Genomic DNA, 22,630 nt, shown 5'->3' on the forward strand with positions numbered 1-22,630 from the left:
CTCGCGCAAGACACATCAAAGGAACAAAAAGGGGTTGACGGACGGAACAGGAGTGGAACATATAAGCTCCATCGAGCGAACCGGGGCGTAGTTCCAGCGATTTTGGAACAACCTATGTGTTCAAACGTCTGGATTCATTGAGTTTCGGGTAAGCGAGACTCATCGGGAGTCAAAAGGGTGATGACGATTCTCTCTTATTCGATGTTCGGCGCCACCTTCGTCGTGTCGGGCTGGACGATCTGGGCGACGATTGCGCCGCAATATGCCCGGATCAAGGATTTGCTCGTGAACGGTCCCGTTGCGACGCCCATGCTGCCGGCCCCGGTTCCGGCACGCAGCAACCTGCGCAACGTCAGGGTATTGGGCGTGGCGGCGTCGCCGCGATCGCCGCAGCGCGCTGCCGCCTGATCTTGGCATAGGACCTGACGCTGAACGGCAGCGTCAGTAGATAGAGGATCGTAACGACGCTCAGCGTCTGCCAAGGCGCCGATATCACCGCAGCCCCGACCGCGACGATCACCACGATCGCTTCGAACCGGATGTTACGGCGCAGCTTGAGCGACGACCAGCTATAGGTCGCGAGGCTCGACACCATCAGCACCGCGATCAGCGCGATCCACGGTGCCATCAGCCAGGGCGAACGAAGCCATGGCTCGTCGGTCACGAACCACAGATACATCGGCAACAACGCCAGCGCGGCACCGGCCGGGGCCGGCACGCCTGTCAGGAAGCCGGCGGACTTGTGCGGCTGATCGGCGACATCGATCTGCGCATTGAACCGCGCGAGACGCAGAGCAGCAAACACCGCATAGACGAGCGCGCAAATCCATCCGATCCGCGGCTCGGCCTGAAGCGACCAGAGGTAGATGACGATTGCCGGCGTCACACCGAAGTCGATCGCATCGGCCAGCGAGTCGAGCTCGGCACCGAACCGGCTCTCACCGCGCAGCAACCGGGCGATCCGCCCGTCGATTCCGTCAAGCGCAGCCGCGACCATGATGAAGACGACCGACCGCTCCCACTCACCACCGATCGCGTAGCGGATCGCGGTCAGGCCGGCACACAGCGCCAGCGCCGTGACAGCGTTGGGGACCAGCGCCCGAAGCGGAATGCCGCGGTCGCTACGCTCGCGACGGCGGATCAGTCGACGCCGCGCGACGGGTTCTAGATCACTGGGCAACGCCGACCACCTTTTGTCCGCCGACCCGACCAAGGATCGTTTCACCTGCAATTGCACGCTGGCCGAGCGCGACCTGGGGCTCGCAGCCATCGGGCAGATATACGTCGACCCGGCTGCCGAAGCGGATAAGACCGATGCGCTGACCGACGGCGACGATATCGCCGACCTTGGTAAAGCTCATGATCCGCCGCGCGACCAGCCCGGCGATCTGCGTGAAACCGACCTTCACCCCGTCCGCTCCTTCGACGACGAAATGCTGACGCTCATTCTCGTCCGACGCCTTGTCGAGGTCGGCATTCAGGAACTTCCCCGAAATATAGACGACCTGACGGATCGTGCCCGAGATCGGCGTGCGGTTGATGTGGACGTCGAACACCGACATGAAAACCGACACGCGCACCAGCGGCGCTTCGCCCAGACCGTGCGGTCCAGCCAGTTCGCGCGGGACGGGAACGCGCTCGATCATCGACACCAACCCGTCGGCGGGGGAAATGATTAGCCCCTCCCCCTGCGGCGTGGTGCGGACCGGATCGCGGAAAAAGGCGGCGACCCAGATGGTCAAACCGATGAACGGCCACGCCCAGAACCAGCCGCCGAGCCAAAGAGCGAGCAGCGCGAGGCCGCCGGCAATCACCGTATACTTGCGCCCCTCAGGATGAACCCCGGGAAACCGCCACTTCACGGTCGTCGTAACGGGCAGGCCGCCGGGGCCTTCGGGCTTTCGAAGCGAAGTCATTACCGTTTGAGTAGACGTGAGGGCATGTCCTGACAACGCCGGTCGCGTGCAAAGGCTTCAACGATCTTGAGTGTAGGGTCATGGCCTTGCGAATTGCTAGGACCAAGCCCTGGCGCTACTCTCTGCGGTCATGGGATCGCTGCTCTTCATTTCGCATCCCGAGGTCGTCGTTGATCCGGACCTTCCCGTTGAACGCTGGCATCTGGCGCCTCGCGGGATCGAGCGCATGCGACAGTTTGCGGCGGGAGATGTCCCACGGAACGTCAGGCACATCTGGGCAAGCACCGAGACGAAGGCCATCGAAGCCGCAGGCATCCTCGCCGGTGCGCTGGGTCTCGGGATCGATGTCGACGCTGAGCTTGGTGAGAATGATCGCAGGGTAGCGGGCTTCCTGCCACCCGCGGAATTCGAACAGGTTGCGGACTCCTTTTTCGCACACCCGGATAAAAGCATCCGGGGGTGGGAACGTGCGACCGATGCGCAGGCTCGCATCGTCGGCGCTGTAACAGCGATCGCGGCACGACATCGGATCGGCGATCTGGCGATCGTTGGGCACGGCGCTGTCGGCACCCTACTCCACGCAGCGTATTCTGGACGACCGATCAGTCGGGACGGTGACCAGCCGTTCCAGGGCCATTACTGGACTGCCTCGCTGCCGGATCTCGTGCCGCGCCATTGCTGGCGGGCCATCGCTCCGCGCTGACCGCGGCTGTCGACGGATGGTTGATCCCCGCACGCCCCTCCCCTAGACGCGCCTCAAACCCTTCGAAGGATGGACTAGAGAGCATGGCGAAGATCAAGGTGAAGACGCCCGTCGTGGAGATCGACGGCGACGAAATGACGCGGATCATCTGGGAATGGATTCGCGAGCGCCTGATCAAGCCGTATCTCGATATCGACCTGAAATATTATGACCTTTCGGTCGAGAAGCGCGACGAGACCAACGACCAGATCACGATCGATTCGGCGAACGCGATTCGGCAGTACGGCGTCGGCGTGAAGTGCGCGACGATCACCCCGGACGAAGCACGCGTCGAGGAGTTCGGCCTCAAGGAAATGTGGAAGTCGCCGAACGGCACGATCCGCAACATCCTGGGCGGCGTCGTCTTCCGCGAGCCGATCGTCATCAGCAACGTCCCGCGCCTGATCCCGGGCTGGACCAAGCCGATCGTCGTCGGCCGCCATGCGTTCGGCGACCAATATCGCGCGACCGACTTCAAGGTCCCGGGTGCGGGCAAGCTGCGCATGGTCTGGGAAGGCGAGAACGGCGAGAAGATCGAGAAGGAGGTGTTCAACTTCCCCGCGGCCGGCGTCGCGATGGGCATGTACAACCTCGACGAATCGATCCGCGACTTCGCCCGCGCTTCGTTCAACTACGGCCTGAACCTGAAGTGGCCGGTGTATCTGTCGACCAAGAACACGATCCTCAAGGCCTATGACGGCCGTTTCAAGGATCTGTTCCAGGAAGTGTTCGAGACCGAGGGCTTCGCCGAGAAGTTCAAGGAAGCCGGCATCGTCTACGAACACCGCCTCATCGACGACATGGTCGCCTCCGCGCTGAAGTGGAGCGGCGAGTTCGTCTGGGCGTGCAAGAACTATGACGGCGACGTCCAGTCGGATCAGGTCGCGCAAGGGTTCGGCTCGCTGGGCCTGATGACTTCGGTCCTGCTCTCGCCGGACGGCAAGACCGTCGAGGCCGAAGCCGCGCACGGCACCGTCACGCGCCACTATCGCCAGCATCAGCAGGGCAAGGCGACGTCGACCAACCCGATCGCGTCGATCTTCGCCTGGACCGGCGGCCTGAAGTTCCGCGGCAAGTTCGACGACACGCCCGACGTCACCCGCTTCGCCGAGACGCTGGAGCAGGTCTGCATCGAGACGGTCGAGAGCGGCCAGATGACCAAGGACCTTGCGATCCTGATCGGCCCGGACCAGCCGTGGATGACCACCGAGCAGTTCTTCGAAGCGGTGCGCCAGAACCTCGAGAACAAGATGGCGGCCTGGCAGTAAGCCGGAGCAACCCTTCGACGCTTCAAAGAGCCCCGGTCGCCCAGCGCGGCCGGGGCTTTTTGCATGATTCGTGTCGCATCGCCGCTGCGCGCGCACCAATGCGGGTGACAGGCGTAACAATCGCCGCCTAAAGTCGCGCCATGGCGCTCAACCTCGGCAATCATCAATTCTCGGACGCTCTCATCATCCTCGGTGCCGCAGGCATCGTCATTCCCGCCTTTGCCCGCTTTCGCATCAGCCCGGTGATCGGGTTCATCCTGGTCGGCATCCTGGTCGGACCGGCCGGGCTCGGGACGCTCGTGCCGCAAGCGCCGTGGCTCTATTACGTCACGATCAGCGACCCGGAATCGATCGAGCCCTTCGCCGAACTGGGCATCATCCTGCTGCTGTTCTCGATCGGACTGGAGCTGTCGTTCAAGCGGTTATGGACGATGCGCAGACTCGTGTTCGGTTTGGGCGCGTTCGAACTGCTTGTCGCCGCTGCGATCATCGCACTCGGATTGCATCTGCTCGGGCAGGCCTGGGCCGGGTCGATCGGGCTTGGCCTGGCGCTGGCCTTGTCCTCGACCGCGCTGGTCCTGCCGCTCGTCGGGGCGGCCAGCCAGGTCGGGCGGCCGGCGTTCGCGATGCTGTTGTTCGAGGATCTGGCGCTGGTCCCGATCATCTTCGCACTGGGTGCGATGGCGCCGACCGCGGGGGCGGATGGCTGGGCGAATTTGGGTACCGTCGCGATCCGCGGGGCGATCGCGGTGGCCGCGCTGTATATCGCCGGGCGCTTCGTCCTGCCGCGCCTCTTCGCCCAGGCGGCGCGGACCAAGAACCCGGAGCTGTTCCTCGCCGCCAGCCTGCTGGTGGTTATCGTCGCAAGCTTGATCACCACCGCTGCGGGCCTGTCGCCGATCGTCGGCGCGCTGCTTGCGGGCCTGCTGATCGCGGAAACCGAGTATCGCGAAGAGGTCGAGGTGATGACCGAGCCCTTCAAGGGGCTTGCGCTCGGTGTCTTCCTGCTGACGGTCGGGATGCGGCTCGACCTCAGGCTCATCATGGCGAACTGGCCGTCGCTGCTCGCAGCGATCCTCGGCGTGATGGCGGTGAAGATCATCGTCACCACGGGCGTGCTGAAATTCACCGGAACGCGCACCGGCACCGCGGCGGAGACGGGCGTGCTGATGTCGAGCCCGTCCGAAACCACGCTGATCGTGCTGGGCGTCGCCACCCAGGCGGCGCTGATCCAGCCGTCGACGGCGGCGTTCTGGACGACGGTCACCGCGATCGGTCTGACGATCACGCCGTTGCTCGCCAAGGCCGGGCAAGGCATCGCCCGACGGATCGACCGGAGCGAACGCGTGGCCGACCCGGAGGTGGACGCCGATCGTCCCGGGACCGTCATCATCGGCTTCGGCCGGGTCGGCCGCACCGTCGCCGACATGCTGCGCGTCCACGGCAAGCCCTTCGTCGCGGTCGATGCCGATATCGACGGCGTGAATGCGGCGCGGAAGGATGGCTATCCGGTGATCTTCGGCGACGTCGCGCGGTCGGAAATGGTCGACCGGCTGCGGCTGGGCCATGCCGATGCGCTGATCCTGACGATGGACGATCCGGTGCTGACCGTCACGCTTGCACGCCGCGTGCGGGCGTGGGTCCCCAACCTGCCGATCATCGCCCGCGCGCGGGACGCCGCCCACGCCGCCGAGCTCTACAAGGCCGGCGTGACCGACGCGGTACCTGAGACGCTGGAAAGTTCGCTCCAGCTATCGGAAGCCGTGCTGGTCGATATCGGCGTTGCGATGGGGCCAGTCATCGCCTCGATCCACGAAAAGCGGGACGAGATGCGCCAGCAGATCAAGGCCGCCGCCGATCTCGACCGCGAACCCCGCATCCGCCGCATCCGGCGGACCGGCGAAGTGGGATGAACGGCGGATACAGCCGCCATTAAGCCGCGAAACCCTATCCAGTTTCGGATCGTTACCCCCGCGATCCAACTTGAAAACTGGAGAATACACCATGAAGTTTATCGCGACCGCCCTGCTGCTCGGCACCGCCGCGGCGCCGGCCGCGTTGGCTCAGACCACGCCGACGACGCCCGCACCCGCCGCACAGACCGCGCCGCAAGGCCCCGCCGTCGGCGTGACGGTGAAGGACACCGCAGGCGCGGATGTCGGTACGATCGAGGCGATCAATGCCGATCTGGCCGTCATCAATACCGGCACCAACAAGGTCAGCTATCCGCTGAACGCCATGACTCCGACCCCGACCGGGCCGATAATTGCGCTGACCAAGGCCCAGCTCGATGCGAGCTTCGCCGAGCAGCAGGCAAAGGCGGCGGCCGAATTGCAGACGCGCCTGGCCGCGGGGACCGAAGTGTTCGCGCGTGACGGTTCGACAAAGCTCGGCACGATCAAGGCCGTGGACGCCGAATTCGTGACCGTGACCACCACTGCGGGCAAGGACGTGCGACTGCCCAAGGGCGGCTTCGCGACCGGTCGAACGGGTGTCGTCATCGGCATGACGGCAGCGGAGTTCACCGCCGCGACGGCTGGAGCGGCGAAGTAGACACTGGAAGACGCAAGCCCTCTCCCGCTTTCGCGGGATAGGGTTGGGTGAGGGTCTTGGTGTCTCACTGAGAGCTCGGGTCGAAGAAGAAGACCCTCACCCTCCCACCGCTAACGCGGCGGGCCCCTCCCTCTCCCGCGAACGCGGGAGAGGGAAAAGGGATTAAGTTTCTAAAGTCGCGCGCACCGCATCCAGCGCCGCCGCGGCACTCGCGCCATCCGGGCCTCCGCCCTGCGCCATGTCTGGCCGACCTCCGCCGCCCTGCCCGCCGACCGCAGCGACCGCAGCCTTTACCAGATCGACCGCGTTCAGCCGGTCCTTGAGGTCATCGGTCACCCCGACCGCGACCGTCGCGCGGCCATCGTTGACCGCGACCAGCGCCGCGACGCCCGAGCCGATCCGCGTCTTCGCGTCGTCGACGGCGCCACGCAGGCCCTTCGCTTCGAAGCCATCGAGCACCTGGCCGACGAAGGCGACACCGTTGATCGTCTCCGGCCCCGCCGCCTCGGCCTTGCCGCCGCCGCCGAGCGCCAGGGCCTTCTTCGCCTCGGCCAATTCGCGTTCCAGCCGGCGCTTTTCCTCGACCAGGGTCGCGACGCGGGCGGGCACTTCGTCCGGGGACGCCTTCAACGCGGCGGCCGCTTCCTTCAGCTTATCGTCGCGCGACTGGAGGTAGCCGCGCGCGGCTTCGCCCGTCAGCGCCTCGATGCGACGCACGCCCGAACTGACCGCGCTCTCGCCGACGATCTTCAGCAGGCCGATCTCGCCCAGCGCATTCACGTGGGTGCCGCCGCATAGCTCGACCGAATAGGTCTTGCCGCCGTCCTCGGCGCCCATCGACACGACGCGGACTTCGTCGCCGTATTTCTCGCCGAACAGCGCCATCGCGCCCATCGCGATCGCGTCGTCCGGGGTCATCAGCCGCGTCGTGACCGGCGTGTTCGCGCGTACCTGCGCGTTCACTTGCGTCTCGACGTCCGACAGCTCGGCCGGCGACATGCTGTTCGGATGCGACACGTCGAAGCGCAGCCGCTCCGGCGACACCAGCGAGCCCTTCTGCGCGACATGCGTGCCCAGCCGCTGACGCAGCGCCTCGTGCAGCAGGTGCGTCGCCGAATGGTTGGCGCGGATCTGCGCACGGCGCTGGCGGTCGATCGCCAGGCGGACCGTATCGCCGACCTTCAGTGTGCCGCTATCGATCGTCGCGACATGGCCGTGAAGCTTGCCGACATGCTTCTGCGTATCGGTGACGGTCGCGGACACGCCGTCGCCGGTGATCGTGCCTGCGTCGCCGACCTGGCCGCCGCTTTCGGCGTAGAAGGGCGTCTGGTTGACCAGCACCTCAACCGTGTCGCCGGCCGTAGCGCTGTCGACGCGCGCGCCGTCCTTAACGATCGCGATGACCTGCCCCTCGCCGATGTCGCTCGAATAGCCGGTGAATTCGGTCGCGCCCTCTTCGGCGATGTCGAACCACACGTCGTCCGAGGCCTTGGCGCCGGATCCCTTCCACGCGGCGCGCGCGGCGGCCTTTTGCTCGGCCATCGCGGCGTCGAAGCCGGCACGGTCGACCGCGATATCCTGCGGGCGCAGCGCGTCCTCGGTCAGGTCATAAGGGAAGCCATAGGTGTCGTAGAGCTTGAACGCCGTCTCGCCGGGCAGCGTGCTGCCCTCGCCCATGTCGCCGGTCGCTTCGTCGAGGAGACGCAGGCCGTTGGCGAGCGTGCGGCGGAAGCGCGTCTCCTCCTGCAACAGCGTCGCTTCGATCAGCGGCTGCGCGCGGACGAGTTCGGGATAGGCACCACCCATTTCGGCGACCAGGCTCGGCACCAGGCGGTGCATCAGCGGGTCCTTCGCACCCAGCAGATGCGCGTGACGCATCGCGCGGCGCATGATGCGACGTAGGACATAGCCGCGGCCTTCGTTCGCCGGCAGCACGCCGTCGGCGACCAGGAAGCCCGCCGAGCGCAAATGGTCGGCGATGACGCGGTGGCTCGCCTGGGTGTCGCCGGTGGTGGCGGTGCTGGTTAGCGCGCCGCTCTCGGCGATCAGCGCCTTGAACGTGTCTGTATCGTAATTGTCATGGACGCCCTGCAGGACGGCGGCAACGCGCTCTAAACCCATGCCGGTGTCGATCGACGGCCGCGGCAGGTCGCCGACGATTTCGTCCGCTTCCTGCAAGAACTGCATGAAGACCAGGTTCCAGATTTCGACGAAGCGGTCGCCGTCTTCTTCCGGGCTCCCCGGAGGGCCGCCCCAGATATGATCGCCATGATCGTAGAAGATTTCCGAACACGGCCCGCACGGCCCGTCGGAGCCCATCGCCCAGAAATTATCCTTGGTCGGGATGCGGATGATCCGCTCTTCGGGCAGGCCAGCGATCTTCTTCCACAGGTCGAACGCCTGGTCGTCGGTGTGATAGACCGTCGCCGTCAGCTTGTCGGCCGGCAGGCCCCATTCCTTCGTCAGCAGGGTCCAGGCATGGGTGATCGCCTGTTCCTTGAAATAATCGCCGAACGAGAAATTGCCGAGCATTTCGAAGAAGGTATGGTGGCGCGCCGTGTAGCCGACGTTATCAAGGTCGTTATGCTTGCCGCCCGCGCGGACGCACTTCTGCGACGAGGTCGCGGTCGAATAGGGGCGGCTTTCCAGGCCGGTGAACACGTTCTTGAACGGCACCATGCCGGCGTTCACGAACATCAGCGTCGGATCGTTCTGCGGAACGAGCGGCGCGGACGGCACGATCTGGTGCCCGGCCTTGCCGAAATAGTCGAGGAACGAGCGGCGGATGTCGTTGGTCGAAGTCATGGGGCGCGACTTAGGCGAGGCGCGGGCTGCACTCAAGCGCCCGAACGTGGTACGGTCGCGACGAACCGGGAGAGAGACGATGCGGCTGTACGTGACGGGCGCGCTGGCGGCGCTGCTGATGCCGGCGCTGGGCGCACAGGACCTGCCGAAGGCGGAGGCGCCCGCCGCCGTCGCCCATCCGAACTGCGGTGGCGACGATGTCGCGGCCAAGCGTCCGACGCTGCTCGAAGGCTATGGCAAGGGCGGCTGGGCGATCTCGACCGACGTTCCCCGTGCGCAGGCCTTCTTCGACAACGGAATGCAACTGGGGGCGGCGTTCGCGCACAAGGCGGCGATCGCGGCGATGCAGGAGGCTGCCCGGCTGGACCCGACCTGCGCGATGTGTGCATGGGGCGATGCCTGGGCGTCGGGGCCGACGCTCAATTACGACAAGGACGAGGCCGAGACCGCCAAGTTGCTGATCCGTGCGACACAGGCGCAGGCGCTTGCGGCCAGATCCGGCACGCCGCTCGAACGCGCGCTGACCGATGCGCTGGTGCTGCGCTATCAGCTGGGGCCAGAGAATTCGGGCGCCATCGCTTATGCCGAGGCGATGGCGGCGCTGGCGAAAGCGCATCCAGAGAATGCCGCGATCGGCGCGCTCGCGGGCGACGCACTTCTCGTCGCTGGCACGCGGTCGAAGGACTATAAGCCGATGACGTACCGGTCGGCCGCCTTGCTTCAGGACGTACTGGCCCGCGATCCCGACTATACGCCGGCGATCCATTTCTACATCCATGCGACCGAGATCGCGGAGATCCCCGACCGCGCGACGTCCTACGCCGATCGCCTCCGCACGCTCGCGCCCAAGGCAAGCCACCTCGTCCACATGCCGAGCCACACCTATTACTGGATCGGTCGTTATCAGGATGCGGCGGATTCGAACGTCGCGGCGGTGAAGCTGGGCATCGAAAATGCCAAGCGGCTGGGCATGACGGGGCCGGACGGCGTCTGGGATCTGCCCTATCACGCGCACAACGTCCATTTCGGTGTCGGCGGCGCGATGATGTCGGGCGACGCGGCGTCGGCGCTGCTGCTCAGCGACCCGCTGGTCGACGTCGCCGCGCGGCGCGACAAGGGTTCGGTGTTCCAACAGGCGATCGCCGGCATGGGCTATGCCGCGGAAGGGCGCTTCGCCGATCCGGCGAAGGTCCTGGCGCTGCCGGAGCCCAAGCTGCCTTATGCCAGGGCGTTCTGGCATTACGCGCGCGGCGAGGCGCTGGCGCGTCAGGGCAAGGCGGCGGCCGTCCGCGCCGAAGCCGATGCGATGGCAGCAAGCATGACGGCGCTCGACGACCAGGCCGGACGGAAACTGGTTAAGATCGCGACCCTCGTACTCGGCGGCCGCGCCGCGATGCTCGACAACGACCCGCGCAAAGCCGCAAAATTCTATGCCGCCGCCGCCAAGATCGAGGAGGCCAAGCCGATCTCCGGCTATTCCGACCCGCCAGTCTGGTGGTATCCCCCGCGCCGTTCGCTGGCGGAGGCCAAGCTGGCGATGGGCGATGCGAAGGGTGCGCTGGCCGAGGCGAACGCGACGTTAAAGCGGCGCCCCCTCGACCCGATGACACTTTCAATCCGGGCGCGGGCGCAGGCGGCATTGGGGAATGCCGGCGCCGCCGGTCAGGATGCGAGAGCTGCACTCGCCGGATGGCGAGGGAAGCGGGCGATGTTCGGGACAGGGATGATCTGAACGCCCCATCATTGTTTACCCCGTTCGTCCTGAGCGAGGTCGAAGGTCAGCCCTCTACTAGGTGCCCCGACTTCGCTCAGGACAAAATGGTCGAAACGCTCCGAGGCGCCTTCAGACCGGCGTGTCGATCGAAGCTGGCGGCTCGCTGAACCACTTCGGCCCTGTCGCAGTCATGTGGAAGCAATCCTCCAGCCGCACGCCGAACTTGCCCGGAAGATAGATTCCCGGCTCGTTCGAGAAGCACATTCCGGGCGCGAGCCGCGTCGTTTCGCCATGGACGAGGTTGACCGGTTCGTGTCCGTCCATCCCGATGCCATGCCCCGTCCGATGCGACAGACCGGGCAGCCGATAGCGCGGGCCATAGTCCTTGGCCTCGTAGCTTGCGCGCACGGCATCATCGACGCTGCCCGCGGTCGCACCGATGCGCGCGGCGGCGAAGGCGGTCGCCTGGCCGGCGGAGACGTCGTGCCAGACCTTGCGCACCGCGGCCGAAGCGCTGCCCTTCACGAAGGTGCGCGAGACGTCCGACTGATAGCCCTGGACCGTGCAGCCGCAGTCCATGAGCACGACCGAGCCCGGCTTCACGACCTGCGGCTTGCGGGTGCCGTGCGGCAGGGCCGCCGCCTCGTCCACCAGCACCAGCGAGAATTCGGGACTGCCGCCCAGCTTGCGGGTCGCCGCACTCATCATCGCGCCGACATCCGCGCCGGTCATGCCGACCTCGACCCGCGGCACGGTGAAACGATAGGCGGCGATCGTCACGTCGGTCGCGAGCTGCATCAGCGCGATCTCGGCCGGGGTCTTCACCATCCGACAGCCGCGCACGACCGGATTGGCCGAGACGAGCCGCGCGTTCGGCAGCGCGCGCTTCAGCCCGTCGACCGCAAAATACCGGACGGTCTCCTCGACGCCGATCGGACGGGTATCGAGTCGACGCTCCTTCAGGAAGGCGGCGACCAGCTTCAGCGGGTCTTCGTCCTCCTGCCAGACGCGCACCTCGGCCGGGATGCCCAGCGATTCGCGCACCGACGGCTCTTCGAAGAAAGGCGTGACAGCCATCGCTTCGCCTTCGACGGGGATCACGACCGCGGTCAGTCGCTCGCTGCGCCCCCACCGCACACCGGTGAAATAGGTGAGGCTCGATCCCGGCTCGATCAACACCGCACCGATGCCGTTCGCCCGCATCAGCGCCTGCGCTCGCCGCACCCGGGCAGCCCGCTCGGCTGCGTCGATCGCCACCGCGCCGGTGGTCAGGTCGCGCAATTGCAACAGGTCGGGCTCGGCTGCGCGCAGCAGGCCGGGACGGGCAAGAAGCGGCAGCGCGGCAGCGCCGGCGACGAGGGTTCGACGGGTCAGGATCATGGTTTAGAGCGTAATGACATGGTTTTGACCCGTCGAGACGGAGCCGAATTTTGTTCGTGGATAGGAGCGAGGAAGGAGCGGGGCTTTGCCCCCGTGACTGACGAGGGACGACGCCAAGGGCGAAATTCGGCCCGCCGCTTTGCGGTTGCCCTGAGCCGTCCGCCGGACGTCGTCGCAACGCTTGCACGGGCCACCAGCCCGCGCTGCGCGTCGCTCCTCGCCGACGAGCGGCTCAGGGCAATCTCGATGGGTCGAAACCATGTCATCACGCTCCAAGACGATAGGGTGCTTGACCGCGCGGTCGCAATCCCCTTCCCTATAGGGCATTCCCAGGGGGAGAGAATCTTTGGCCAAGCGGCTCACCTACTATATTCTTGGCGCGCTGATCGCGGGCATCATTTGCGGTTTGATCCTGAATGCGGTCTTCGACGGCAGCGCCGGCGGGCAGGAGACGTTGAAGAACGTCGCCTATTATCTGTCGATCGTTACGTCGGTTTTCCTGCGGCTGATCAAGATGATCATCGCGCCGCTGGTCTTCTCGACGCTGGTCGTCGGCATCGCGCACATGGGTGATACGGCGGCACTGGGCCGGGTCGGTCTACGCTCGATTCTATGGTTCGTCGCGGCCAGCCTGTTGTCCCTCACCCTTGGACTGATTCTCGTCAACATGTTCCAGCCGGGTATCGGGCTGAACATCCCCGTCCCGCCGATCGACGCGTCGAGCGGTGTCGACAAGGCCGCATTCGATTTCAAGAAATTCATCGAGCACATCGTCCCCGCCTCCGGCATCGAGGCGATGGCGACCAACGAAATTCTCCAGATCGTCATCTTCTCCGTCTTCATCGGCGTCGCAATCACCGCGGTCGGCGAGAAGGCAGCACCGCTAGTCAAGGGCATCGAGGCGCTGGTGCAGGTCATGCTGCAGGTCACCAATTACGTCATGCGCTTCGCCCCCTTCGCGGTGTTCGCGGCGGTGACGGCGACGCTCGCGGAGCGCGGGCCGGAGATCCTCGGCACGCTCGGCTATTTCATGATGACCTTCTACATCGCCCTCGGCCTGCTGTGGTGCGTGTTGATCGGCATCTGCTATCTGCTGGTCGGCAATCGCACCGGGCTGCTGGTGAAGTATATCCGCGATCCGCTGCTGCTCGCCTTCACCACGGCTTCGTCGGAAGCCGCCTATCCGCGGACGCTGGAGGCGCTCGACAAGTTCGGCGTGCCGCCGCGTATCGCCAGCTTCGTGCTGCCGCTCGGCTATTCGTTCAACCTCGACGGTTCGATGATCTACATGACCTTTGCGACGATGTTCATCGCGCAGGCCTATGGCATCGAGATGACGCTGGGCCATCAGATCACCATGCTGCTGATCCTGATGGTCACGTCGAAGGGCATCGCCGGCGTGCCGCGCGCCAGCCTGGTCGTCATCGCCGGGACGCTGTCGTTCTTCAACATTCCGGAAGCCGGACTGCTGCTGATCCTGGCGATCGACCATTTCCTCGACATGGGCCGGTCCGCGACGAACGTCGTCGGCAACGCCGTCGCGGCGACGGTCATCGCCAAGTGGGAAGGAGACCGGCTCGATCCGATCGAAAGCTCGGTCATCGACGCGCCCAAGGCCCCGGCGGGGCATGGGCCGGCGGAGGACGTCGACAGCTTTCGGAAGGTTTGAGGGGGGCATCCCCCTCTCCTTTCGGCCTGAGCCTGTCGAAGGGCTGCCGTTCTTCGTTCCGCACGCACGTGGTCGGAAGAAAAGGCAGTGCTTCGACAGGCTCAGCACGAACGGTTGTTGTGGTCGAGCTTACGCGTAGGCGTACGGCCCACCCGCCTCCAGCGCGCGCTGGTACGCCGGACGGGCGTGGATTTTCTCTAGCCAGGCAATGGTCGCCGGACGGCCGGCGTCGAGACCGGCACGGGAGCGAGCGGCCTCCAGCGGGAAGCTCATCATCACATCGGCCGCTGTCATCGTATCGCGGGCAAACCAGGGGCGTCCCGCAAGCTCGCGCTCGATCCAGTCGAGGTGGACGTCGATCATCGGCTGGATACGCTTCTGTGCCCGCTTGCCGATGAACGGTACGCGCCCGAGCACCAGCTTGACGAGCAGCGGCGGCATCAGCGAACCCTCGGCATAATGAAGGAAGTGGCGATAGCGCAGCGCGTCTTCGCGGTGCGCGGGCGGCCCGAGCTTTCCGTCCGCCAGTTCGACCAGATATTCGACGATGGCGCCGGTTTCCGCGATGGTGCGATCGCCGTCGGTCAGCACGGGCGATTTGCCGAGCGGATGAATCTGCCGCAATTCAGCCGGCGCCAGCATCGTCACCGGGTTCCGCTCATAGCGCTTCACCGCATAAGGCAGTTCCAGTTCCTCGAGCAGCCACAACACGCGTTGCGATCGGCTGTTTTCGAGGTGGTGGACGGTCAGGGTCATCGGCATCCTCTCATCTTCGGTCAGGCTGACGCCGACCATATCCAGGCCGCTGCGGGAAAGTCGACCGTGTTACCACTGCGATACCTCTCGATCACGGCGCGGAGCCGCTCGACAAGTACGGCCCGTTCCGCATCCGACCGCATCCGCAACGCCGATGCCGCGGGTCCGATCCGTTGCAGAAAGCCAAGCGCGTCTCCGACGGGATCGGCGCCTGCACCTGCGCGGTAGGTGAAGTCGATCGGCCTCGCGATGGCGTCGCGCCAGCCAGCAGCGGAGAGGATGGCGGCGACCTGCGCGCGGTCGGCGAATGCGAACGGTCCCGGGCCGGGCGTCGGCGCGGGCAACCCAAGGGCTGCGGCCGGGGCGGCGGCGAAGCCGTTCTCGCGCCAATCCCGAAAGCAGGAGAAGACCAGGCGGGCGCCGGGTCTGACCGCACCTCTGAGTGTCGCGAATGCGGCTACGGGATCGTCGAAGAACATCACGCCGTGGCGCGAATAAAGGAGGTCGAACGGGGCCTGAGCCTTGGCCATGTCGAGGGCGTCGCCGGTGAGGAAGCGAACGCGTGCATCTTCCCCGTCATAACCCTCCGCACGGTACTCCCACGAAGGCGGGAGCCCAGAGTCGTTGAGCTCATCGCTTGCCGCCCTGGGCTCCCGCCTGCGCGGGAGCACGGCGGGGGTGAGACGGTTGCGGGCAATGGCCACCAATGCATCCGACAGGTCGACCCCGACGATCCGCGCATCCGGTCTGGCCGTTGCCAGCGCCAGGCTCGTCACTCCCGCGCCGCAGCCGATGTCTAACGCGCGAAATGGTCCCGCAGGGGCCGCCACCTCGATCGCAACGTCCAGATGGCGCGACAGGTCGGCGAGGCTGCGGTCGGTCCGTTGCCATTCCGCGGCCCAGACGTCGCCGACGCGACCGGTCCAGTCGTGCGATGCAGTCATGCGATCCACGCGAATGTTGACGAAGTTGAGACATGTGAACGGTCTAGTCTCAACATTCGCCGTCCCAACAATCGCATAAACGCGAAAGGGCCCGTCGCGCAGGACGGGCCCTTCCAGGTGCTCGCATCCGCCCGACGACCGGTCGGGCGGTGCGGTAAGGCATAGGGACCGATCAGAGATCGTCCTCGGCGTCGGGGCCGGTCATCATTTCCTCGGCGACCTTCTCGGTGCGCTGACGAATCGCCTTTTCCAGCCGATCCGCCAGTTCCGAATTTTCCTTCAGGAAGGTCTTCGCATTCTCGCGACCCTGGCCGATGCGGATGCTGTCGTAGCTGAACCACGCCCCCGCCTTTTCGACCAGCCCGGCCTTCACGCCGAGATCGAGGATCTCGCCGATCTTCGAAATGCCTTCGCCATACATGATGTCGAATTCGACCTGCTTGAACGGCGGTGCGACCTTGTTCTTCACCACCTTCACGCGGGTCGCGTTGCCGATGATGTCTTCCTTGTCCTTGATCTGCCCGGTGCGACGGATGTCGAGGCGGACCGAGGCGTAGAACTTCAGCGCGTTGCCGCCCGTCGTCGTCTCCGGATTGCCGTACATCACGCCGATCTTCATGCGCAGCTGGTTGATGAAGATGACCATGCAGCGCGAACGGCTGATCGAGCCGGTCAGCTTGCGCAGGGATTGCGACATCAGGCGTGCCTGAAGCCCGACGTGGCTGTCGCCCATCTCACCCTCGATTTCGGCACGCGGTACGAGCGCGGCGACCGAATCGACCACCAGCACGTCGATCGCGTTCGAGCGGACCAAAGTGTCGGTGATTTCCAGCGCCTGCTCGCCGGTATCTGGCTGCGAGACGATCAGTTCGTCGATGTTGACGCCCAGCTTCTTCGCATAGACCGGGTCGAGCGCGTGCTCGGCATCGACGAACGCGGCGGTGCCGCCGTTCTTCTGCGCCTCTGCGATGACGTGCAGCGCCAGCGTCGTCTTGCCCGACGATTCCGGGCCATAGACCTCGATCACGCGGCCGCGCGGCAGGCCGCCGACGCCGAGCGCAATATCGAGACCGAGCGACCCGGTCGAGATCGCCTCGACCTGCATCGCTTCCTTCTGGCCCAGCTTCATCGCCGAGCCCTTGCCGAACGCGCGGTCGATCTGCGCGAGTGCGGCGTCCAGTGCCTTTTGCCGATCCGAATTCGTTGCCATGCCGCTGTCGATGACCTTCAGGTTCGCTGCCATGTGGGGAGCTCCATCGCTAGGGCATCCAATCGCCCTGTTCAACTTTACTCCGCCCATGTACTATATGTGTTCTCATGGAACAAGAGCGGAACATGCATTTTTCTTTGCGTGACAAGGGTCGCTCGGACACATTCGGATGTCCTCGGAGATAGCCCCATGCCCCCTGCCGCATTGCTTGCCTCGTTGTTGCTTCAAGCCGCGCCGGTCGATGCCGATACGCGGAGCTGGTGGGCAACCACGACCATATTGTCGAGCGATACGATGGAAGGGCGCGACGTCGGCAGCGCAGGTCACGAGCGAGCGGCCAGACTGGTCGCCGCCCGCCTGGCGAAGGCCGGTGTCCAGCCCAAGGGCGATGCGGGCGGCTGGTTCCAATCGGTGCCGATGGAAGACATGACTATCGCACGCGCAACGATCGGTGTCGGCGGGCGGCCACTGCGGTTCCTGCACGACCTCTATGCCGCACCGGGCCAGGTGCCTGCGGCGATCGACGCGCCGCTGGCCTATCGCGGCTATTGCCGACCGGGCGAGATCGGCGACGTGCGCGGCCGGATCGTCATCTGCCACGGGTCGCGTCGTACCGACATGCCGTCGCCGGCGGATCGGATAGCAGCGCTTCGCAAGGCGGGGGCGGAGGGTCTGATCACCATCGCCGATCCCGGCTTCACGGTCGAGCCGCCACGCTGGCCGTTCGCCTATTCGCGCGCGGTCCGGCTGCGCGGCAGTCCGGTGGTGCCGGCATCGCTGCCGCAGATGACCTTGCGCGCGGACGCGTTGGCGACGGTGCTCGCCGGGAGCGGGCGAGATGCCGCCGCGCTGATCGCCGCCGGGAGCGCCGGCCGCCCCCTCCCCGCCTTCGACCTGACCACACGCTTCACCGCGCAATTTGCGATGACGCACCGGAGCCTGTCGGCGTCGAACGTGATCGGTATCCTGCCCGGAACCAACCCGGCGCTCGCCGATCAGGCGATCGTGCTGACCGCGCATCTGGACGGCTATGGCCGCGGTACGCCGGTCGATGGCGACGGGCTGTATAACGGAACGCTCGACGACGCCGCCTATGTCGCGCTGCTCGTTCGTTTGGCGGAGCGGCGCGGCGGCAAGGGGTTCCGCCGCCCGGTCCTGTTCGCGATCGTGACCGGCGAGGAAAAAGGGCTGCTCGGCACGCACTGGTTCCTGAAGCATCCGACGATCCCGCTGAGCCGAATGGCCGCGAACATCAACCTGGACCAGTTGCGGCCGATCTTTCCGCTGGAACTGATGACGGTTCACGCTCTCGACGCGACAACGCTGGGCGACGATGCGCGCGCCGTTGCCGAAAGCATGGGGATCGCGGTACAGGCCGATCCGGAGCCGGAGCGCAACCTGCTGCGGCGGTCGGACCATTGGCCGTTCCTGCAGGCAGGCGTGCCGGCGACGAGCTTCGTCTTTGGCTATCGCCCCGGCAGCGACAGCGAACGCATCTATCGGCGGTGGTACGTCACCGGCTATCACACGCCGAAGGACGATCCGAAGCAGACGATCGACTGGAAGGCCGCAGCGGATTTCAATCGGTTCTTCTACGCGCTGGTGGAACGCGTAGCCGATCAGGATGCGGCGCCGGCATGGAAGCCGGACGGAAAGGCGCGGTTGGGCTTGTGACCGCCGCGCGTCAGCCCTCGCGAGTCCAATCGAGCATTTCGGGCGTCACCCAGCCGTAGACGTAGTTCAGATAATAGAGGCCAAACAGGATCGTCGCGACGACGGTAACGCGCAAGGCGATGCGGCCGGCGGGGAAATCATGCGGGGCACTCTCGGCTTGACCGGGCACGCGCTCGCCACCGGCTTCGTCAGTCGTTCGTACGCCGAACGGCAGGACGAGGAAGACGGAAAACGCCCAGAACAGGACGTAAATGGCCAGGGCGGAAGTCCAACGCATGGCCGCGCCATAGCGGGCGCCGTCGCGCTTGTCTTTCGGCGATGATCGCAATTCGACAGGAACGAGGCGGCGCGCGGCTGGTTTGGATACCAAGTTTAAATCGCCGGAGTCTCGCGTCCATGTCCGACACCACCCGACGTACGTTCGTGACCACCGCCGGGCTGGCCGCTGCTGCGGCAAGCGCCCTTCCCGCCCTCGCGCAGGACACCCCGCCCACGCCCAAGGCGCCAACGACGCCGCAGGCGGGTGCCTATCCCAAGCCGCCGTTCCCGAACCAGCGCCAGCCCTGGCCGGGCCTTGCCAGCCGCATGTCGCCGCGACCCGATCACGGCGAAACGAGCTATAAGGGCTCCGGGCGGCTGACGGGCAAGCGCGCCCTAATCACCGGTGGAGACAGCGGCATCGGCCGGGCGGCGGCGATCGCCTATGCCCGCGAAGGCGCCGATGTCGCGATCAACTATCTGCCCGCCGAGGAGCCCGATGCGCGTGAGGTCGTACAGCTGATCGAGGCGGAGGGACGCAAGGCCGTCGCCATCCCCGGCGACCTGCGTGACGAAGCGTTCTGCCGCAAGCTGATCGTCGATGCGACGCGCGCGCTGGGTGGGCTCGACATCCTCGTCAACAACGCGGCACGCCAGCAGACGCGGCCCGATATCGGCAGCATCTCGTCGGAAGATTTCGATGCGACGATGAAGACCAACGTCTATGCGCCGTTCTGGCTGTCGAAGGCGGCGGTCGCGCGGATGGGGCCGGGGGCGGTGATCGTCTTCACTTCGTCCGAACAGGCCGGCGACCCGTCGCCCGACATCCTCGAATATGCCATGTCACGCGCCGCCGTGCTGAACCTGGCCAAAGGGCTCGCCAAGCAGCTGGCGCCGAAGGGCATTCGTGTGAATGCGGTGACGCCGGGACCGTTCTGGACACCGCTTCAGGTGTCGGGCGGTGCGACGCCGGAGAAGCTGCGCATGTTCGGCCAGTCGAGCCCGCTTGGCCGACCGGGACAGCCGGCGGAAATCGCCGGGCTCTATGTGGCGGCGGTCGATCCGGCGAACAGCTTTTCGACGGGGCAGATCTTCGGCGCCACCGGGGGTGGTGGGCAGCCGGGGTAAAAAAACGTAGTGCTCCCGCGAAGGCGGGAGCACAGAGTCACAAGCCGTGAGTTGCGTGGCCCTGGATCCCCGCCTGCGCGGAAGTACGGTCGAAGTTACGCCTCGATCAGCAGCACATCCACGACCGGCTTCTTGCCCGTCCAGCGCGTCGCGACACGGCGAACGGCGAGGCGGATGTCCTCGCGCAGCTTGTCGCGGTTCTTGCCGCCCTTGCGCACCGCCTCCTCGGCGGCGTCGATCGCTTCATCGAGGAAGGGGTCGCGGTCCTCTTCGACCGGCACGCCCTGCAAGCGCACTTCGGGCTCGCCGATCAGCTGACCGCCCTTGCCGATCGCCACCGCGACCGACATGTGGCCGTACAAAGCGACTTTCCGCCGCTCGTTGATCGTCCCGCCGTCCGCCGGCAGGATCACGTCGCCGTCGACCGCCAGGCGACCGATCGGCGCGACGCCGATCTTCTGCGGCGTGCCGGGGGCGAGGCGGATGATGTCGCCGTCCTTCTGGATGACCGCGCCGGGCACACCGCTTTCGATCGCGAAGCGGGCGTGTTCGGCCAGATGCCGCATCTCGCCGTGGACCGGCATCACCAGTTGCGGGCGGATCCACTTGTACATCTGCGCGAGTTCGGGGCGGCCCGGGTGGCCGCTGACGTGGACGAATGCCTGACGATCGGTCACGATCTCGACGCCCATCGAGGCGAGGCGATTCTGGATGTCGCCGATCGCCTTTTCGTTGCCGGGGATCTGCTTCGACGAAAAGACGACGGTGTCGCCGCGGTCGAGCTTGATCGGATGCGTCCCCTCCGACACGCGGTTGAGCGCGGCGCGGGCCTCGCCCTGCCCGCCCGTGGCGACGATCAGCACCTGATTGCGCGGCAGCTTCATCGCCGCGTCCCAATCGACCGTCTGCGGCAGGTCCTTGAGATAGCCGGTCGCCTTGGCGACGCGCGTGATCCGGTCGAGCGAGCGGCCGGCCAGCACCAGCTTGCGGCCGGTATCCTTGGCGACCTCGCCCAGCGTCGCGAGGCGCGCGGCATTGGAGGCAAAGGTCGTGACCAGTACGCGACCCTTCGCCTTGCCGATCACTTCGTCCAAACCGGCGCGGACGTCCGCCTCGCTGCCCGAGGCTTCGGGATTGAACACGTTGGTCGAATCGCAGACGAGCGCGAAGATGCCCTTGTCACCAACCGCGGTCAGTTCCTCGGCCGTCGACGCGGTCCCCATCGGCGACTCGTCGATCTTCCAGTCGCCGGTGTGCAGGATGTTGCCGTATTTCGTCTCGATCAGGATGGCGTTGCCCTCCGGGATCGAATGGGCGAGCGGCACATAGCTGATGCCGAACGGCCCCAGCTTGAACGACTGGTCCTCCTGCACCACGCGGAGCTTCACCTGCTTGGTGATGCCTTCCTCGTCGAACTTCTCGCGGATCAGGCCAGCGGTGAACGGCGAGGCGTAGACCGGCACGCCCAAATCCGCGGCCAGATACGGTAGAGCGCCGATATGGTCCTCGTGCCCGTGGGTGATGACGATGCCGAGCAGGTCGTCGAGGCGATCCTCGATGAAGGTCAGGTCGGGCAGGATGATGTCGATGCCCGGGTAGTTCGGGTCTGCGAACGTCACGCCGCAGTCGACCATCAGCCATTTGCCGTCACACCCGTACAGGTTGACGTTCATGCCGATTTCGCCCGACCCGCCGAGCGCGACGAAGAGCAGTTCTTTGTTGGGAGTAGTCATTCTTTTCCTAGACGATGTCGTGCGCCGGCGAATACCGGAGCAATGGCCGCGTCCCCGCGGCAGAATTATGGACGCCGCGGCTTTAAGCCGAAGCGCGTTCCCCGCCGATATGGGCTCTTTCCCACTCCATTGCGAGGCCGATGAGTGTCAGGTCGTGCTCGACATGGTCGAACACGCCGGTGTGTCCTTCGAACAGCGCCGCGAGGCCGCCGGTTGCGATGACGGTCACGGGGCGGCCGACTTCGGCCTTCATCCGCGCGATCAGCCCTTCGAGCATCGCGACATAGCCCCAGAAGATGCCGATGTGCATCTGGTCGACGGTGTTGCGGCCGACGACGGTCAGGGACGTCGGCGCCTCGATCGCGATACGCGGCAGCTTGGCGGCGGCCGTGACGAGTGCGTCTAGGCTGAGGTTGATACCCGGCGCGATGATCCCGCCCTTGTACGCGCCCGAATAGTCGACGAGGTCGAACGTGGTCGCGGTGCCGAAATCGACGACGATCAGGTCGCCCGCATGCGCGGCGTGCGCCGCAATGACATTGAGCGCCCGGTCCGCGCCCAGATTAGAGGGTTCGTCGACGTCGAGCGCGAACGGCCACCCGCCCTCGCCCGCTATGGTCGGCTCGCCACCGAAGTACTTTGTCGCGAGCATGCGCAGGTTGTGCATCGCGCGGGGTACCACGGTGCCGATGACGACCCCGGTCACCGCCGACCGGTCGAGGCCTTGCAAAGCCAGCAACTGGCTGAGCCACACCACATACTCGTCCGCCGTTCGCCGCGGATCGGTCGCGATCCGCCACCGCGCGCGCACTTCACGGCCCTCGATCAGGGCGAAGACGACATTGGTATTCCCGGCATCGATCGCGAGCAGCATGAGAGG

At 65.9% G+C, this 22,630-nt stretch carries 19 protein-coding genes; 9 read left to right on the forward strand and 10 right to left on the reverse strand.

The features are described from left to right. Nucleotides 1–180 precede the first annotated feature (180 nt). Nucleotides 181–408 carry a hypothetical protein gene (locus ACFSC3_RS13630; RefSeq protein WP_380940991.1) on the forward strand — a complete coding sequence of 76 codons (228 nt, stop codon included), beginning with the start codon at nt 181–183 and terminating at the stop codon, nt 406–408. On the opposite strand, the gene ACFSC3_RS13635 is transcribed toward ACFSC3_RS13630, so the two are convergent. Beyond that, nucleotides 353–1,180: a CDP-alcohol phosphatidyltransferase family protein gene (locus ACFSC3_RS13635; protein WP_380940992.1), complete on the reverse strand. Its 828-nt coding sequence runs from the start codon at nt 1,178–1,180 to the stop codon at nt 353–355. The genes ACFSC3_RS13630 and ACFSC3_RS13635 overlap by 56 nt on opposite strands. After that, entirely contained in the window at nt 1,170–1,916 is a 747-nt protein-coding gene (locus ACFSC3_RS13640; protein WP_380940993.1) for a phosphatidylserine decarboxylase, read from the reverse strand. Before ACFSC3_RS13640 ends, ACFSC3_RS13635 begins: the two co-directional genes overlap by 11 nt. 226 nt (nt 1,917–2,142) lie before the next feature. Here ACFSC3_RS13640 and ACFSC3_RS13645 point away from each other — a divergent pair, with 226 nt between their 5' ends. From ACFSC3_RS13645 to ACFSC3_RS13660, 4 genes are all read left to right on the forward strand, one after another. Further along, the gene (locus tag ACFSC3_RS13645; protein ID WP_380941463.1) at nt 2,143–2,619 is read left to right on the forward strand and encodes a histidine phosphatase family protein; all 477 of its coding nucleotides are present in this window, start codon (nt 2,143–2,145) and stop codon (nt 2,617–2,619) included. A gap of 83 nt (nt 2,620–2,702) precedes the next feature. Then, nucleotides 2,703–3,926, forward strand: coding sequence for an NADP-dependent isocitrate dehydrogenase (locus tag ACFSC3_RS13650; RefSeq protein WP_380940994.1), 1,224 nt, complete (start codon nt 2,703–2,705; stop codon nt 3,924–3,926). 140 nt (nt 3,927–4,066) lie between these two features. Further along, nucleotides 4,067–5,839, forward strand: coding sequence for a cation:proton antiporter domain-containing protein (locus ACFSC3_RS13655; RefSeq protein ID WP_380940995.1), 1,773 nt, complete (start codon nt 4,067–4,069; stop codon nt 5,837–5,839). Nucleotides 5,840–5,930: 91 nt separating this feature from the next. Then, nucleotides 5,931–6,479: a hypothetical protein gene (locus tag ACFSC3_RS13660; protein WP_380940996.1), complete on the forward strand. Its 549-nt coding sequence runs from the start codon at nt 5,931–5,933 to the stop codon at nt 6,477–6,479. Nucleotides 6,480–6,641: 162 nt separating this feature from the next. Here the strand turns inward: ACFSC3_RS13660 and alaS are convergent, their stop codons facing one another. Continuing rightward, a complete protein-coding gene (gene alaS, locus ACFSC3_RS13665; RefSeq protein ID WP_380940997.1) occupies nt 6,642–9,284 on the reverse strand; it encodes an alanine--tRNA ligase in 2,643 nt (880 codons plus the stop codon). A gap of 79 nt (nt 9,285–9,363) precedes the next feature. Between alaS and ACFSC3_RS13670 the strand changes: the two genes are divergently transcribed. Continuing rightward, entirely contained in the window at nt 9,364–11,016 is a 1,653-nt protein-coding gene (locus ACFSC3_RS13670) for a hypothetical protein (protein WP_380940998.1), read from the forward strand. Between the two features lie 111 nt (nt 11,017–11,127). On the opposite strand, the gene ACFSC3_RS13675 is transcribed toward ACFSC3_RS13670, so the two are convergent. After that, nucleotides 11,128–12,378, reverse strand: a complete 1,251-nt coding sequence (locus tag ACFSC3_RS13675; RefSeq protein ID WP_380940999.1) for a M24 family metallopeptidase — start codon at nt 12,376–12,378, stop codon at nt 11,128–11,130. Between the two features lie 346 nt (nt 12,379–12,724). Between ACFSC3_RS13675 and ACFSC3_RS13680 the strand changes: the two genes are divergently transcribed. Further along, nucleotides 12,725–14,047 (forward strand): dicarboxylate/amino acid:cation symporter, encoded by a 1,323-nt coding sequence (locus ACFSC3_RS13680; RefSeq protein WP_380941000.1) that lies wholly within the window; start codon nt 12,725–12,727, stop codon nt 14,045–14,047. Nucleotides 14,048–14,176: 129 nt separating this feature from the next. Here ACFSC3_RS13680 and ACFSC3_RS13685 read toward each other — a convergent pair whose 3' ends face one another. The 3 genes from ACFSC3_RS13685 to recA all read right to left on the reverse strand — a co-directional run bounded on the left by ACFSC3_RS13685 (nt 14,177) and on the right by recA (nt 16,990). Then, the gene (locus tag ACFSC3_RS13685) at nt 14,177–14,803 is read right to left on the reverse strand and encodes a glutathione S-transferase family protein (protein ID WP_380941464.1); all 627 of its coding nucleotides are present in this window, start codon (nt 14,801–14,803) and stop codon (nt 14,177–14,179) included. Between the two features lie 20 nt (nt 14,804–14,823). After that, nucleotides 14,824–15,747 carry a class I SAM-dependent methyltransferase gene (locus ACFSC3_RS13690; protein WP_380941001.1) on the reverse strand — a complete coding sequence of 308 codons (924 nt, stop codon included), beginning with the start codon at nt 15,745–15,747 and terminating at the stop codon, nt 14,824–14,826. Nucleotides 15,748–15,919: 172 nt separating this feature from the next. Next, nucleotides 15,920–16,990, reverse strand: coding sequence for a recombinase RecA (recA, locus tag ACFSC3_RS13695; RefSeq protein ID WP_380941002.1), 1,071 nt, complete (start codon nt 16,988–16,990; stop codon nt 15,920–15,922). Between the two features lie 156 nt (nt 16,991–17,146). On the opposite strand from recA, the gene ACFSC3_RS13700 reads away from it, so the two are divergent. Next, nucleotides 17,147–18,631, forward strand: a complete 1,485-nt coding sequence (locus tag ACFSC3_RS13700; RefSeq protein ID WP_380941003.1) for a M28 family peptidase — start codon at nt 17,147–17,149, stop codon at nt 18,629–18,631. Nucleotides 18,632–18,641: 10 nt separating this feature from the next. Here ACFSC3_RS13700 and ACFSC3_RS13705 read toward each other — a convergent pair whose 3' ends face one another. After that, on the reverse strand, nt 18,642–18,908 hold the full coding sequence (locus ACFSC3_RS13705; RefSeq protein ID WP_380941004.1) for a DUF1467 family protein: 267 nt from the start codon (nt 18,906–18,908) through the stop codon (nt 18,642–18,644). 119 nt (nt 18,909–19,027) lie between these two features. On the opposite strand from ACFSC3_RS13705, the gene ACFSC3_RS13710 reads away from it, so the two are divergent. Then, nucleotides 19,028–20,017 (forward strand): SDR family oxidoreductase, encoded by a 990-nt coding sequence (locus tag ACFSC3_RS13710; protein WP_380941005.1) that lies wholly within the window; start codon nt 19,028–19,030, stop codon nt 20,015–20,017. A 95-nt stretch (nt 20,018–20,112) separates the two neighbouring features. Here ACFSC3_RS13710 and ACFSC3_RS13715 read toward each other — a convergent pair whose 3' ends face one another. Beyond that, nucleotides 20,113–21,750, reverse strand: coding sequence for a ribonuclease J (locus tag ACFSC3_RS13715; RefSeq protein ID WP_380941006.1), 1,638 nt, complete (start codon nt 21,748–21,750; stop codon nt 20,113–20,115). A gap of 82 nt (nt 21,751–21,832) precedes the next feature. Beyond that, a complete protein-coding gene (locus tag ACFSC3_RS13720) occupies nt 21,833–22,624 on the reverse strand; it encodes a type III pantothenate kinase (protein WP_380941007.1) in 792 nt (263 codons plus the stop codon). Nucleotides 22,625–22,630: the final 6 nt, after the last annotated feature.

Source organism: Sphingomonas floccifaciens (assembly GCF_042681125.1).
Lineage (GTDB): Bacteria > Pseudomonadota > Alphaproteobacteria > Sphingomonadales > Sphingomonadaceae > Sphingomonas > Sphingomonas floccifaciens.